16 protein-coding genes are annotated in these 13960 nt (G+C 49.7%); 14 read left to right on the top strand and 2 right to left on the bottom strand.

Features of this window, described 5'->3' with window-relative positions; genetic code table 11:
• Positions 1-74 precede the first annotated feature (74 nt).
• The 9 genes from AACL23_RS05435 to AACL23_RS05395 are packed head-to-tail and all read left to right on the top strand — an operon-like array spanning position 75 to position 6113.
• Positions 75-404, top strand: a complete 330-nt coding sequence (locus AACL23_RS05435; RefSeq protein WP_339050575.1) for a hypothetical protein — start codon at positions 75-77, stop codon at positions 402-404.
• An 11-nt stretch (positions 405-415) separates the two neighbouring features.
• The gene (locus tag AACL23_RS05430) at positions 416-847 is read left to right on the top strand and encodes a conjugal transfer protein TraL (protein ID WP_339050573.1); all 432 of its coding nucleotides are present in this window, start codon (positions 416-418) and stop codon (positions 845-847) included.
• 24 nt (positions 848-871) lie between these two features.
• Positions 872-1540 carry a DotI/IcmL/TraM family protein gene (locus AACL23_RS05425; protein ID WP_100096806.1) on the top strand — a complete coding sequence of 223 codons (669 nt, stop codon included), beginning with the start codon at positions 872-874 and terminating at the stop codon, positions 1538-1540.
• 38 nt (positions 1541-1578) lie between these two features.
• Positions 1579-2541, top strand: coding sequence for a DotH/IcmK family type IV secretion protein (locus tag AACL23_RS05420; protein WP_339050570.1), 963 nt, complete (start codon positions 1579-1581; stop codon positions 2539-2541).
• A 3-nt stretch (positions 2542-2544) separates the two neighbouring features.
• Positions 2545-3717 carry a conjugal transfer protein TraO gene (traO, locus tag AACL23_RS05415; protein WP_339050568.1) on the top strand — a complete coding sequence of 391 codons (1173 nt, stop codon included), beginning with the start codon at positions 2545-2547 and terminating at the stop codon, positions 3715-3717.
• A gap of 25 nt (positions 3718-3742) precedes the next feature.
• Entirely contained in the window at positions 3743-4495 is a 753-nt protein-coding gene (gene traP / locus AACL23_RS05410; protein WP_339050566.1) for a conjugal transfer protein TraP, read from the top strand.
• A 12-nt stretch (positions 4496-4507) separates the two neighbouring features.
• A complete protein-coding gene (gene traQ / locus AACL23_RS05405) occupies positions 4508-5047 on the top strand; it encodes a conjugal transfer protein TraQ (protein WP_339050564.1) in 540 nt (179 codons plus the stop codon).
• Positions 5048-5094: 47 nt separating this feature from the next.
• Positions 5095-5490, top strand: coding sequence for a DUF6750 family protein (locus AACL23_RS05400; protein WP_339050562.1), 396 nt, complete (start codon positions 5095-5097; stop codon positions 5488-5490).
• 29 nt (positions 5491-5519) lie between these two features.
• Positions 5520-6113, top strand: a complete 594-nt coding sequence (locus AACL23_RS05395) for a TraT conjugal transfer protein (RefSeq protein ID WP_339050560.1) — start codon at positions 5520-5522, stop codon at positions 6111-6113.
• Between the two features lie 24 nt (positions 6114-6137).
• Here AACL23_RS05395 and AACL23_RS05390 read toward each other — a convergent pair whose 3' ends face one another.
• Both AACL23_RS05390 and AACL23_RS05385 read right to left on the bottom strand, forming a co-directional pair.
• Positions 6138-6434 carry a type II toxin-antitoxin system RelE/ParE family toxin gene (locus tag AACL23_RS05390; protein ID WP_100096801.1) on the bottom strand — a complete coding sequence of 99 codons (297 nt, stop codon included), beginning with the start codon at positions 6432-6434 and terminating at the stop codon, positions 6138-6140.
• Positions 6431-6718: a ribbon-helix-helix domain-containing protein gene (locus AACL23_RS05385; RefSeq protein ID WP_100096800.1), complete on the bottom strand. Its 288-nt coding sequence runs from the start codon at positions 6716-6718 to the stop codon at positions 6431-6433. The genes AACL23_RS05390 and AACL23_RS05385 overlap by 4 nt, the downstream gene beginning before the upstream one ends.
• Before the next feature lie 136 nt (positions 6719-6854).
• Here AACL23_RS05385 and AACL23_RS05380 point away from each other — a divergent pair, with 136 nt between their 5' ends.
• The 5 genes from AACL23_RS05380 to AACL23_RS05360 all read left to right on the top strand — a co-directional run bounded on the left by AACL23_RS05380 (position 6855) and on the right by AACL23_RS05360 (position 13927).
• On the top strand, positions 6855-8429 hold the full coding sequence (locus AACL23_RS05380; protein ID WP_339050557.1) for a hypothetical protein: 1575 nt from the start codon (positions 6855-6857) through the stop codon (positions 8427-8429).
• Complete coding sequence (locus tag AACL23_RS05375; RefSeq protein ID WP_339050555.1) at positions 8423-9910, top strand: hypothetical protein; 1488 nt, start codon at positions 8423-8425, stop codon at positions 9908-9910. The genes AACL23_RS05380 and AACL23_RS05375 overlap by 7 nt, the downstream gene beginning before the upstream one ends.
• Before the next feature lie 99 nt (positions 9911-10009).
• Positions 10010-11137: a conjugal transfer protein TraW gene (traW, locus tag AACL23_RS05370; RefSeq protein ID WP_339050553.1), complete on the top strand. Its 1128-nt coding sequence runs from the start codon at positions 10010-10012 to the stop codon at positions 11135-11137.
• On the top strand, positions 11130-11678 hold the full coding sequence (traX, locus tag AACL23_RS05365; protein ID WP_339050551.1) for a conjugal transfer protein TraX: 549 nt from the start codon (positions 11130-11132) through the stop codon (positions 11676-11678). The genes traW and traX overlap by 8 nt, the downstream gene beginning before the upstream one ends.
• A gap of 101 nt (positions 11679-11779) precedes the next feature.
• Positions 11780-13927: a DotA/TraY family protein gene (locus AACL23_RS05360; protein ID WP_339050549.1), complete on the top strand. Its 2148-nt coding sequence runs from the start codon at positions 11780-11782 to the stop codon at positions 13925-13927.
• The last annotated feature ends 33 nt before the right edge of the window (positions 13928-13960 follow it).

Here is a 13960-nt window from a genome sequence, read left to right as displayed (position 1 = left end):
AATGAGACTGCATTTAGTGCAGGGACAGGGAAACTCTGTGCAGGGGATGGTTTGGCATCAGGGAGCATATCGGCATGCTCTGTCAAAAAGCCAGCGGCGCGCCCTATCTGAGGCTCAATGTCGTGGATGAGGGGGGAGTCCGCCCGATGGGATACGGACATGCCCTCAATCAGGGGGATGGCCTCTCGAAGACGAACCGCTTTGTTTTTCGTCTCGAAGGTGAAAAAGACCCCGTCATCGCTCAGATGGAGAAGCCAGAAAAGAAGACAGTCGAGTTTAATAAAAAATGGGGATTTAAAGCACCATATCCCCCTATGACAAAGTCACCTGAAGAAAACAATCTCTTAAGAGTCAAGGAAACACCGAAACCCGATCAACAGGATCCCCCCAGTCCCGCACCATAAAGGAGATGGCGATGAAAACACTCAAAAACCTTTTAGGGTGCGCAGGCCTATGGTTGATCAGCCTCTTCACTCAAGCCGAGCCCTGTCGCGCACATCAAGCGGCTCAAATCGGCAGTCAAATGGGGTATGAGCAGGCAAAAAAAGCGGCCAATGCCTGGGAAAAACGGGAACAGTACGCCACCACCGCGTTACAGCAATGTTTAGGCAGCCTCAGTACCTCCCTCACCGTCCCGACCTTTCCTGACCTGTCGAGCATCTTAAATGGCATTAAAGACAAGGTCTGTGCGGCGGGTCGAGAAAAAATCTCCCGTGTTATCCCGAGCCACATCAATCCTTGGGAAGAATGGACAGTGGCGGACTATTCAATCCCAACAAAAACGCTTTCCGCTTCACAAACGATCCTCCCTGATCCAAAAAAGGGATCTCCTTTTACGCTCAATTAACTCATTATTTTGGGATTCACTGACATGAAAAATAAATCCGAGGCTCTGTCGGACAATGATTCAATGTACCGAGCGGCTCTTGAGCTCCATCATCAAAATCAACTGGGGGCTCAATTTGCCAGAACCACATTAACACTCTGCCTGACAACCAGCCTGTGTCTCATCGTGTCGCTTCTGCTCAATGGCTATTTAGGCTGGACAGTGGCGCATCCCCCCGTCAAATACTTTGCGACACAGGAAGGACGAGTGATCCCTCTCATCCCAACACATCAACCGGTGTTGACGGTATCTCAAGTGTCAGATTTTGGCGCTCAGGCCATCCGAGAAGCGTTTACGATGGATTTTGTCCATTTTAAAGAGCAAATGAGCAGAGTGGCTTCTTATTTTTCAGAAGAAGGATTTAAAAGTTATTACCAGGCGTTGACACAATCGAACGTCTTAGCCGCCGTCCGAGATAAAAAAATGAATCTGGCCGTCATGTTAGCGCCCGGCGTCGTTCGCCAAAAAGGGCCTTTGTCCAATGGCGTCTATGCGTGGGAAATCCAGTATCCCGTGACCTTAAAACTCTCAGGACAGACGCGGTCTCTACCCGAGCAACGCTTTATTTTTTCTCTCTTTCTGCAACGCGCCGATGTGAGAGAAAAACCCAATGGACTGGAAGTGACTCAATTAGTCACCTTTGATGCGAAATGAAAAAAATATCTATTGACCCATCAACAGGCGAATTTATCATGACATTACGGCTTCTTTTTTTAGTCCTCAGTGTGGTATTCACAGACGCCAGGGCGTCCGACAAACCGCGCCAGTGGACGCCCGCCCATTCCGCATCATCAACCACAGAAGAGCCCTCAAGCTCTGAGCGAAAAAATAATCAAAATTCGAAAAAGAACAAACCCTTGCCTCTGCCCTCCGACGCACTGAGCTATGCCCAGGAGCAAGCGCTTCCTTTATCAGGACCTGAAATTGAGGCGCTCAGTCGGGGGGCCGATGAAGTTCGTCGTGGACGGGCCTATCAGCCCAGGACCATCGTCCCTCGTATCAGCACATTAACGGTCAATTTATCGCCGGGGGCCAGCATCCCGATTTTACGCACGGCGGCCAATCAAACCAGCAGTCTCACTTTTTCTGACAGTACTGGTGCGCCATGGACACTCGGTGCCCCGCCCCTGAACTCCAATCATAAAGGCTTTCAGGTCAGTTATATCCCTCGCAGCGCGCTCATCGCCGTTCAGGCATTGCGCCGTTATGACACCGGCAATATCACCGTCTACCTGGAGGGCTTGCCCGTCCCCGTGGTGATCCATCTCACCAGCGGATCTCCACAGAGCCGAGCTCAAACCCAGATCATGGACAGCCGTCTGGATTTGCGGATCCCCCAAAGAGGCCCCAATGCCAAACCCAGCGCGCCCCCTGACAGTCAAATCGCCTTGTACAACCATCTGCTTCAAGCTTTTCTGGATGGCGTACCCCCACTTGACGCCAAACCACTTCGTACCCGGGGTCAGGTGCCCTCAACCACCGTTTGGCAATGGGGGGAGCATCTTTATATTCGCACCCAAAGTGACATCAGAGACGAATTTGAACAAACGCTCTCCTCCCTCGATGGCACGCATTTGTGGAAATTACCCCTCACGCCCACCGTGCATTTTTCTGTGATGGGGAAGACAGAGCCGTTGATCATTGAGCTGGAGTAACTCATGAAAATTGAACAAGAGCTCGCGAGGGAGGCGGGGAAATCATTGATATTATTGATGATCTGCATTGTTGTTTTAGCTGTATTGATTTATTTGGTCCTCCAATGGACAGACACCCCCATTGAAACGAAATCGATCGTCCAGATTGACAGTGTCGCCGCACAGACAGGCCGACCAACCACAGAAAGCGCCGAATACCGGGCACTGTTAGAAAAATACAACAGGACTGAATCAGAAAAAGCCCGAGAGGAAGGCCAAAGCTTTGTGGCTCGCATCAGGGAAGGGACAGAAGAAAATCAAAAACCGTCCCCGGCCTCTCTTCCAGACGAAAATCGGTATGCGCCCCCTCCTGTCACGGAGCAGGAAAAAGGAAGCGCATTCACGGAAACCGGCGCCAATGAACACCGAAGAAAAGCCATCGACACCTTGCTCCAGGAGTTAAATGCGCAATGGCAACCCGTGGCCTTTCAAGGGGCCCCTCTCATTGAAGGAGGAGAAGCGGTCTCTGAAGGCACATGGACAGACAGTGTAGCCCAACCATCGACGGCCCCTCTGCCTTTGACAGGCAATGACATCACTGAGAAAGCCATTGTACCCCCCTATACCCGGGTCCCTGCGGTGATTGAAACCGCCGTCGATTCGGATAATCCTGATTCGCAGGTACTGGCAAAAGTGCCCACAGGCGCTTATGCCGGGGCGCAATTACAGGCAAAACGCGTTCAACTGGTCGGTGACGGACTCACCATTCACTTTGAGCGCATGAGTTGGCGCGGACAAACGTATGCCGTGGAGGCCTACGCCCTCGATGAAAAAACCTTGCAATCCTCTGTCGCCAGTACAGTCAATCATCGTTATTTTTCTCGCATTATTTTACCTGCGGTGGCGATGGGAATGGGTCGCGCAGGGCAACTGTTTGAGCAAGCCAACACTCAAAATACGATCACGCCTCAAGGCACGGTGATACAAACTCGCCCCTCGAATCCTGATGGCAGGGCCATTGCAGGCACGATCGTCGGGGGGATAGGCCAACAGGCCGCTCAGGTCATGACCCATGATGCCGCGCGATTACCCATCCAACAGGTCACTCTTCACCGGGGACACATCATCGCCATCCAGTTTATGGGCGGCGTTTATGAAAAAGATAATCTTCGTCTCAAATCAGAAAGAGCGAAATGACCTTTCCATCAAAGGAAAAAACACCATGAACGAAACAAAAGATCGGTTTGATTTTGATCAAGGAGGCTCAGATCATCATGAGGCCTCCAACCTCTCTACAGAGCCCACACCCCCCCCTGAATTCCCTTCGAACAAGAAGATTTTTTTGGGTTTAGGGGCAAAGGAATTCGTCATATTCGCTTTTTTTATGGTTCTTGGAGGAGCCTATCTTTTTTGGCCTCCTCCCTCAGAACAGCCAGCCCTCGCGCGGTTTGCCTCTTCACAGGACGTAGAAGAACCCGCTGCCTTTTTAAAAAAAGATTCAGAGGAAAAAGCGATCCCCTCATGGAATGTCAATACGCAAAACAACGCGGCTCTGTCCGAGGCATTCACCCGCTTTCAACAAGAAATGGCCCTCATTCTCGAAGCCCGCCGTCTTTTTGCTGAGGAAAACAGGGAAGCGATGGAGGCTTTATCCGCTCGCCTCGATGCCAAAAATCAAGAGATCAAGCAGCTCAAGCAACAACTCGGGGACATGGCCATCCGTTTCGAAAGTCACCGCACTCAAAAAGAGGTCTTCGCTCAAAAAAAAGCCCCTCAACTCAATCAAAAAAGACCCCGACCTTCCTCAGGGACAGCCGGCTATCACCTTCATAGCCTGTCACAGGGCATGGCGTGGATCGCATACAAAGGCAGCACTTATGCGGTGCGCGAAGGCGACACATTGGGAAAAATAAAAATTTATAAAATTGACACAGCAAAACGTCAAATAGACACCTCTGCGGGGGTGATCAAATAAAAAGGAAACCCTATGAATACCGACCTTATCCAAATGTTGGGTCATTTGGCCAACAGGCTCACGGAATCGGGGATCAACTTCGTCATGGCCCTCTCTGTGATGATGGGGATCCTCAGCGCGATCATTTATTGTGTGCGCTTTGTCCGCCCTAAAACGCATCGACAGGGCGCCCGCTTTTCCCTGGGAAAGGGGGTGCTGTTTTTGATGATGTGTGGGGGACTGATCTCATTAAAACAAATCATGAATGCCTCTGCGCATCAACTGGGATTTGGCGATGTCACCTTTGATGCCATTGCTTATGTCTCCCCCTCTCGGTATGGCCCCGCGGCAGAAGCCATCAATGCCGTTCTCACTTTGTTGCGCCTGTTAGGCGTTATTTTTTTCTACCAGGGCATCCGGCGCATGAAAAGGTCGTTAATCGACGGTCATACCGGCCTGAGCGCAGGAGAAGATGTGTCTCATGGCGTGGTCAAAATGCTGATAGGCACGCTGCTGATCTGTAATCCCTATTTACTCACCGCACTCAAAAATACCCTCAATATCGTCTGGTAATCAAGTCAGATCTCATTTTTTCATGTCACTTTTTTAAGGAATTTTCAATGCGTTCATTTCACGACAAAATTTTGTTTTTTTACGTCCATCTGTGTATTTCGACTCATCGTCTCAGCCAAAAAATAGTTCAGGGCTTGATAGCCCTGATCGGCCTGTGTGTGACCCAGACCGCCTCTGCCGATGAAGATATTGCAGGGATGGTCAACCATATCACTCAAGGGATCGCCAGCGTCAAACCTGGGTTGATGATGGCCGCGCAAGTCGCCGGAGTCGGATGCGTCATTGCCGGGATTTTTTTGTGGTTACGCAAAAAAAATGACCCCCATATCAAAGGATCCAGTATTGCCATATTCATTGGCATTGGCTGTATTTTAATTGCCCTCGATCAATTCATCAGTCGAGGACAAAAGCAGGCCGGACTCAGACCCGTCAACCTGAGCTGATTTTTGAAAAAATAAATGGAGGATCACTCATGCTGGTTTTTTCTATACTCAGCCCAAAGGACGGCCCCTCATCACAAAAAAAAAGCACGGATAAAAACAGCGAGGCTCCGTGCTTTTTTTGTGGCTACCTCTCAAAAAATAACCGGCGGCAGGAGGGGGAGAGCCATCCTCTCAACCACGATAAAGACCCTCTTACGGTGGTCGATCCCTTATGCGAAGCGTGGCAAAACCTGGATTCTCTTAAAATGGACGAAGGCTTTGTGGCCTATCTACCCGAAATGAAGCCCGAAGACGTCAATCACTTGCAGAGAGCCGCTTTTTTTGCACTGCAATCCCCAGACCCCGTTTATCGTGAGGCGGGCAAAGCGGTAATGAATTGGCTGGCAGAGCATAAAAAAGAGGTGGAAGCCTATTGGGGCACTTCGCAGCCCAAAGCCTTTGCGCAAGCGCTCCAGCAAGCGAGTGAGGAACAACGCAGACAGTATCAACATCGATGGCGACATCTGGCTCTGATACTGCCCCCCAAAAAATTCATAGGGAAGGGGTTCTTTGCTGAACAGGGGATTGAATCCGACACAAGACAATGGGCTGAGATCTATCAAGGTTTTCTGAGCCATGATTAATGGTCGCTGTTCAAAGTGGGGGCTTTATTCACAAGATAAAATATCGACTAAATTTCGACCACAATAAGCGACGCGTTCAATCCGAACAATATTACCCATAACACGGAAAAGTATGGCATACCGCCCGACATAAGCCATGCGGGCTCCCTCTCCAATATCTGGACGCAGTTGATAAATCAACGGGTTAGATTGAATGTCATAAAATTTTTTGCGGAGCTCCCGAATGAAGGTCACTGCGCGGCGGGGATTATTTTGGCCGATATAATCAGCGATATTCTCCAGATCACCTTCAATATAGCTGGAAATTTCCAATCGATTCACTTTTTTGCATCCGCTTTGTCAGCCATCACCTGATATTTATTTTCGAGACGATTCAATACATCGTCCATCGAGCTAGCAGGGGTTTTATCACTGATCGCTTCTTTCCAAAGTTGACGCAGCTCGCTCATTTTTTTCTGACGCAGACTATTTTTATATATCCAGTCACGTAACGCATCACGAACCACTTCGCTACTCGATGCATATTCACCCGTAGCCACTGCGATACGGATGATATGAACCATTTCTGATGGCAAAGCAATACTGATTTTCTCGGCGTTGGCCATAAAGAACCCCTTCATTAAAAGTAAGAATTATTCGTACTATCATATCAAAGCAAAAAAAAGGGGCAATTAAAAAATACGCCATCCGCTCAACATAGTTCGGTTTCATTACATCAAAAAAACCCTGGATATCATCCTTATGATTGAAAACATCCTGACTCAGATTGAATCTGCGCTCGCCGCCGTCTCTCGCTACACCTTAGGGAAAGATTTCACTGCTTATTGTGATCTGCGTACCGTGATTGGTTTAACCCAGGAAGACAAAATGCTTCGACCTGCCTTGAAAGCCCCTTACATTTTTGTCACCCACACAGGCGATTACGCCAGTGTCTTTGAAATACAGGGGGCTTTTTGTGAGTTCGATGAAAAAGACACCTTTAACGAGCGGGCTCAAAAAGAAGACCCAGAGTCTTTTCGTGATTATATTGCGCGATTACATACGGCGCTGGCCAGCGATTTTAAAAGTTGGGGCCATAAACTCAGCTTTGTCTTTGAGCGCGATCCCCATAAAGCCAGAGAAGAATTAACCCAGCTGATGGCCCCCCAATGTCGCGCCATCCGACGTTGTGGCCTCGATCTGGACGATATTCTCCAAGAAAAAATAGAGCACTCGGTGCCTTTTATGGCACGGGAACGCGCTTTTATGGTGGTGTATACCGGGCGGACAGTATTGCCGGCCTCAGAGCTTAAAGAAGAGCAACAGCGCCTTCAAACACGACTCAATGGGGCCCCTGTCGCACGTTTTGGACAAGATCCCGAACATTTGCGTTTGGAAGGACTTAAAATTCGGCATGATGCCCTCCTGAGTAAAATAGAACAGGATTTTTCGACGGATGGTCAAGGCGTCTTACTGAGATTGATGGAAGCCCATGAAGTGGGATTCCATATCCGGGAAGAAACGGATCGCCATGGCACATCCCGTGACTGGCAACCTCTCTTGCCCGGAGATCTCCTGTTTCCCCATGGGCGACCCAAAGGCGACGATCACAGTACCATGGTGCCACCTTACTTAAATTTTCAGCTGTTTTCACAAGAAGTGAACACCCACGGAGCTTTGGTTGAAATTGACGGGCTTTGGCACAGCAGCTTAGCCTTAACGCTCGGCCCCCAAAAACCCGAAACCTTCACCCAACTTTTTCATAAAATTAACCGCAAAGTCCCCTTTCGGGTACGTTTTGATTTGATGCCCTGCGGCCATGACGTGTTAGGAAAAAAACGCACTGCCCTGGAGTTTCTCTCGGTGATCCCTTCGTTGCGCCCACTCTATGATTCTGTCCAGTGGCTGGCGAAAAATAATGAGCGGGATCCGACCTGTGTGATGACCATCACAGCCAGTACCTGGGCGGATGATCCCCAGGGCGTCAAAAGAAACCTCACCATGCTCCAAAAAGCGGTCCAATCCTGGGGCGTCTGCGAGGTCACCCGCACTTTTGGCGATCCGCTACGGGCCTGGACGTCCACTATTTTAGCCGCTTCTTCTGCCGGTGGGGTGCATTTGCTCTTTCCTCCCTTGTCGGCGGCACTGGCGATGATGCCGTTGAACCGGCCTGCCACACCCTGGCCGAATGAAGCCAGTGTGGTCTTTCAGACCGTCGATGGGAAACCCTTTCCTGTACGGCTGGGAAGTGCACTTCAAGAAAAATGTACAGAAATGGTGACGGGAGAACCCGGATCTGGTAAATCTGTCCTGCTGAACGTCCTCAAGAAGTGGTGATCAGCCATGGACAGAGCCAGTTGCCTTTTTTGAGCATCATCGACAAAGGCTACAGCGCGCAAGGTCTCATCCGATTGATCGGGGATGCCCTGCCACCGGAGCGCCGAAATGAAGTGATCGGGATCGTTTTACAAAATGACGCCCAGCAGTGCCGCAATCCTTTTGATATCCAGTTGGGGGCCCGATTCCCATTAACCACAGAGCGAAGTTGGCTGATCCAGCTGTGTACCGCCCTGTGTACCGATCCCACCACAGGTCATCCCCCTAATGCCAAAGACACGCAGCAAATTTTAAGTCGCGTCATCGATGAGGTGTATCGCCATAACGCAGAAAAAAATCCGATCCGGTACGCCCCGACTTTGGTGCCTGAAGTAGATACCGCACTGTCAGAGATCGACTCCCCTGAAGAATGGGAGTCTTTTTCCTGGTATGAGGTCAGAGACAGGTTGTTTGAAACAGGTCACATCAAGGAGGCCACCCTGGCGCAATACCAAGCCGTGCCAGAGCTGACGGACTTACACAGTGCCCTCAATCATGAAGATGTGCGTCATGCCTTTGGCGATATTCATCGAGACGGATCGCAGGAAAAGTTGCTTAAAACCCTTTCACGGTGCCTCACCCAGGCCAGCACAGAATATCGCATGATGGCAGGACGAACGAAGTTTGCACTCGATCCCAATACGCGTGTGATCGCCCTCGATCTCAATAACGTGATGGGGGATAACACGAATGAAGGGCAATTACGCACGGGGATCCTCTATCTGTTTGCAGGACAGGTGGCGGGCGGAGAGTATAGTTTGCCTCAACATCGGGAAGAGCTTTTGTCAAAAATCGATCCGCGTTACAGGGATTTTCATCTGGCTCGGTTAGAGCAACTCGATCAAGAAATGAAAACCAAAGTGTACGATGAATTGCACAATGCCCGAAAAGTCCCTTTCATTTTTAGCGCGCTGGAAACCCAGGACCGGGAACAACGAAAATTCGGGATCCGAACCCTGCTCTCTTCCCAATATCTGAGCGATTTTCCGCCGGATTTACTCAAATCGGCGAACTCTCTGTATCTGATGCGCGTGAGGCCCGAAGACGCCAAAATACTCACCGAGCATTTTCAGGTGCCCGCGGCCACAATACGGCGGTTTATGAGCCTGAGTAAAGGCGCGGCCCCCGATGGCAGCGGCACCTGCTTTTTGGCGGTTTTTCGCACCAAAACAGGTCGGATTGTGCACATTCTGAAAAACACTGTGGGGCCCAGAGAACTCTGGGCGCTCAATTCCACCCCCAAAGACAGTGCCCTGAGAAACAGGTTGTACGAACAACTCGATGGCCGCACGGCTCGAAATATTTTAGCGGAACATTTTCCCACGGGCAGTGCAGAAAAAATCATCGAACACCGGCAAAAACAGGCAGGAGAACAAGAGAGCACCAACCTCATTCGACAACTGGCCGATGAGCTGATGTCCAGCAGAGGCACCCGATGGTAAAAAATTTATTCGTCTTCCATTTTTACTCAAAAGGAGCCCATCCCATGAGAAAAATATTCCTGACCGGCACCTTACTCTTATCTGACCATGCCGGTCGAAGTGACGCACAGTCTCCCCATCAGCACCCAAGTGGTCCCTGCGCTCTCAGCCATCAATGCCACGTTAGCGCAAATCGCCGCCACCGAATTTCAGATTGGCACCGCCATCAATCAAAACAGCAATAAATTGGCTTCCATGCTGGCAGAAACGGCCAAAACACAACGAGATCAGGACACCTTTATTCGAAAAACGCAGCGGCTCGAAGCCGCCCGTCGCAGTTATACCGTCCCCAAGAGCATTTGCAGCGAATCGGCCTCAGGGATGGCAAACCAGGTCACTGCAAACGCGACGGCCACACAAAGCCATCTGGCGAAAGGAAACGGGATTGCTCATCGACATATTCAAACGGCGATCAATACCTCAGCAGAGCCTGTAGAGCAGGAACAATTTCGCGCCGCCAAAATCCATGCCGACTATTGCAGTGCAGAAGAATATACCGCTTCCGGCGGTGCGCCTCTATGTAAAAAAATCTCCGAGCTGCCCAATGGCGATATCGAATTACGCTCCGTGCTCTCTGGGGCGGGCAAAGTGGGCAGCGCCCCTGCCCTGACCTTGACTCAGGCACAGACGGATGCGGCGATGATGTACCTAAAAAATACCACCCAGAGATCGGCCGGAGACCCCCTCAAAAAAGGAGAACTCAACACGGCTTCGGGTCAGCAATATCAGGGACTGTTGCATCAATACCAGACCATCGTTTCTGCGGCCAGCCATCCGCAACGCGCCCTCATTGCCGCCAGTCAGGCCAGTCCACAGACCCGAGCGGTGTTAAGAGAAACCCTGCAAACCCCTTCGGCGGCCGCGTATTTTGAGCAACAGGCCTCACCGGAGGCCAAAAGAACTCAAAGCCTCTCTCAAAGAGAATTCGAGTTTTTTGAAGTCGGGCGGCGTTACGCCAATACAGACTACCTGACCGACCTGCAATCGATGGAAGGCGATAACCTCCTGCGTGAATCGATACGCATCCAGAACCTTCAAAACTGGCTGTTACTCGGCATCAAACAACAGCTTCAGGAGGGCAATATTCTCCAGGGTCAGCAACTGGGCCTTCAGGCAGTACAGGAATTTCGGCCTTTATTGCACCAAAAACGCCAACACATCAGCGCAGGAGTGAGTCGAAATGAATAAACCCGACAGCAGGTTAAAACGCGGGCTCAAAGCCAGCACTTATTTTTTGAATATCTTATTGCCATTGTCGGAAACGCGTCGTATCGCACAGGTGTCAATCCGACCCTGGATGACACTGATGAACCGAATACAGGGGCTGTATCCCCAAAAATCAGAAAACAAACAGGTGACATCGTCACTGTCCTGGCAAGACGCCGTCCGGGACAGTGGTTTCACGCCGACTCAACTCCAACAACAGTATCGCGCCTCAAAATATCGGTGGGTTTGTGTTTTTATCCTCCCGATGGGGCTGTTAGTGCTCCTGATGGGGTCGCTGTTATTCCATGCTCACACGCTACCTATGATGATATGGATAAAGGCCAGCTTTTTTGCCCTGATTGGTATGGCTGTCTCAGCATTGGGATTGATGCGGGCCCTTATCTGCGAATACCGACTCTGGCAGCTAAGAGAAAAACGCGTCTCCCAGGAAGAACGGGGAGAATTTCGGGCTTTTTTAGAAGAAACGGCTTGGATTAAAAACACGCTGAACATAAAGCGCTGAAGGGGTTCACGAATACCCAAAATCACGCCTTTTTTTCATCTCATTGACTCATTTAATGAGTTCAGTACATCCACTTACACCGCTTATTTGGAATCATTAAAATGAAAAAGGGACTCCGTCTCGTCAGTGTCTTTTCACTGATAGTTTGTTCCCCGCAAATTTTTGCCGAAGAGGTCAATTTTCAACACTTATCTGACGCAGCAAAGCGCAGTGGCGATTTATCCCGGCAAATGTTAGTGATGATTTTTGGGGATATCGTGAATAACCCCTTACATCCGACACACACCACGATGATTGGGGAACTTTTTTTTGTCTTTAACAGCCTGATTGCCACCATTGCCCTCTTTTGGTTTATTACCGTCACTTTGCGTCAAATGGTGCAAGCCGGTCATCAAGGTCAAGTCTTCAGAAGCGGCAGAAGCCCTCTTTATCCTGTGACTGTCTTGCTCGGTTTTCTCAGTCTGGTGCCGACTTCTTCAGGCTGGTCACTCTCACAATTGATGGTTCTTTGGGCCGCGTCCATCATGGGGGTCGGCTCGGCTAATCTCCTCACCGATAAAGCGGCAAATTTACTTCAAGGCGGGCATTCCCTGGTGATGCAACCCATTGCGCCACAAACGCTCACCGCTTCTCGGGCCATCTTTGAAATGAACCTGTGTCTGTATGGCATCAATGAGGAACTTCACAGGATGTACAGTGAAAGCGGCCCAGCAAAAGGGACGCCTTATATGCGCACCAAAACCCTTCCAGAAGGCGTTATCATCAGCAATGGCAGCGCGCAATGTGGCTCGGCCCGCCTCCCTGTGACCCCAAAAAATACGCACTGGACACCGCTTTTTAGCGTGCCCGTGAACACCGCGCCGTTAGTCCTGGCACAAACTCAATCGCTTCATCGCATGCAAAATCAGCTTTCAAAAGCGGCTTATGAGTTTGTGCAGCAATTTAAGAAAAAACTCGACACCGGCACAGGGAAAATAGAGGATGTGGAAAGTCAAATCCAGAAAGCGGCCCGAGAATATGAGGACTACATCAAACAGGAAGTCCGCGCGATGAATCATGAAACCCAGTTACAGGATGTGGTCGCCGATCAGCTCAGACAGTACGGTTGGCTGGCATTGGGAAGCTGGTATCAAACCTTTGCTACCGCCAATAATAAAACCAACGCCGTCGTCAATATGCGTCCTACTGTGACAGGAATGTCGAAATTAGGTGAGATAGGAGTAGGCTCTTATCACGAAAAATTGACGGTCGCTTACCGGGCTCAAATTCAGAACAGTACTTATACCGCACCATTAGGGACACAGAGTAGTAAAGATAGTCAGAAAGTCAGTGATGCGACAGATACGGCGTCTGTTTTGGTTGGAATAAGTAACTCTTGGGGACAAAATATTGTAAGAGATGCTGTAAACTTAAATTTCAATTTAAAAAATGATTCAAACGATCAAATCAACCCATTGTTAAAAATGAAAGCGATTGGGGATTATACATTAGGCGGTGCTACATCAATATTAAGTACTTATACTGCTGCTAAATTATTCACCGCTTGGGGTAAAGGTAATTTAGCAGGCAATGTGATTAATATCATTACAGGAGCTGGAGATGTGGCGGATAGATTGCTTCAAGCGATAGGACCCGTGGTCTATTTTTTGGTGTTTGTCCTGTTGAGCATCGGATTTAGTTTATCGGTTTACTTGCCCTTTATTCCTTTTATTTACTGGATCAGCGCCGCCACTAACTGGATTGTGGGCGTACTTATTGGCGCAACGGCAGGCTCATTATGGGCTGCTACCCATTTAGGAGGTGAGGAAGACAGAGGAAGCCGCTCCGCCTATGGCTATGTTTTTTTAATTGATGTCATGCTGCGCCCTATGTTGATGGTCTTTGGCTTTCTATTTGCCAGTCTGGTCGTCGTCGCAGTAGGCACCCTCCTAAATACCCTGTTTGCTTCAGCGCTCGCCAATGTTCAAGCCGATTCCATCACCGGTTTAATCAGTATTGTGGGCGTTTTGATGATTTATGCGCGAATTTGCACCACCCTCGTCTCCAGTGCATTCAGCTTGCAGGTCAGCATGCCCGATTATGTCATTTCATGGTTAGGGGGCCGTGAAGGCGCCAGTATGTTGGGAGGGATGAATGAGTCCATTAAGGGAATGTTTGCTAACTTTGGCAGTGGTGCAAAAACAGCGCCCTCACCAAAGAAGCTCGTGCCTAAACCTACTGCCCATGATCAAGAAGATGGCATTAAATAAATTCAGGGGTTTAATTAAAAAATCAGAGAGTGA

The organism is Candidatus Williamhamiltonella endosymbiont of Tuberolachnus salignus, assembly GCF_964019775.1.
Classification (GTDB): domain Bacteria; phylum Pseudomonadota; class Gammaproteobacteria; order Enterobacterales; family Enterobacteriaceae; genus Hamiltonella; species Hamiltonella defendens.
Note: the sequence above shows the minus strand (reverse complement) of the source record. Positions and strands in the feature narration are given on the sequence as shown.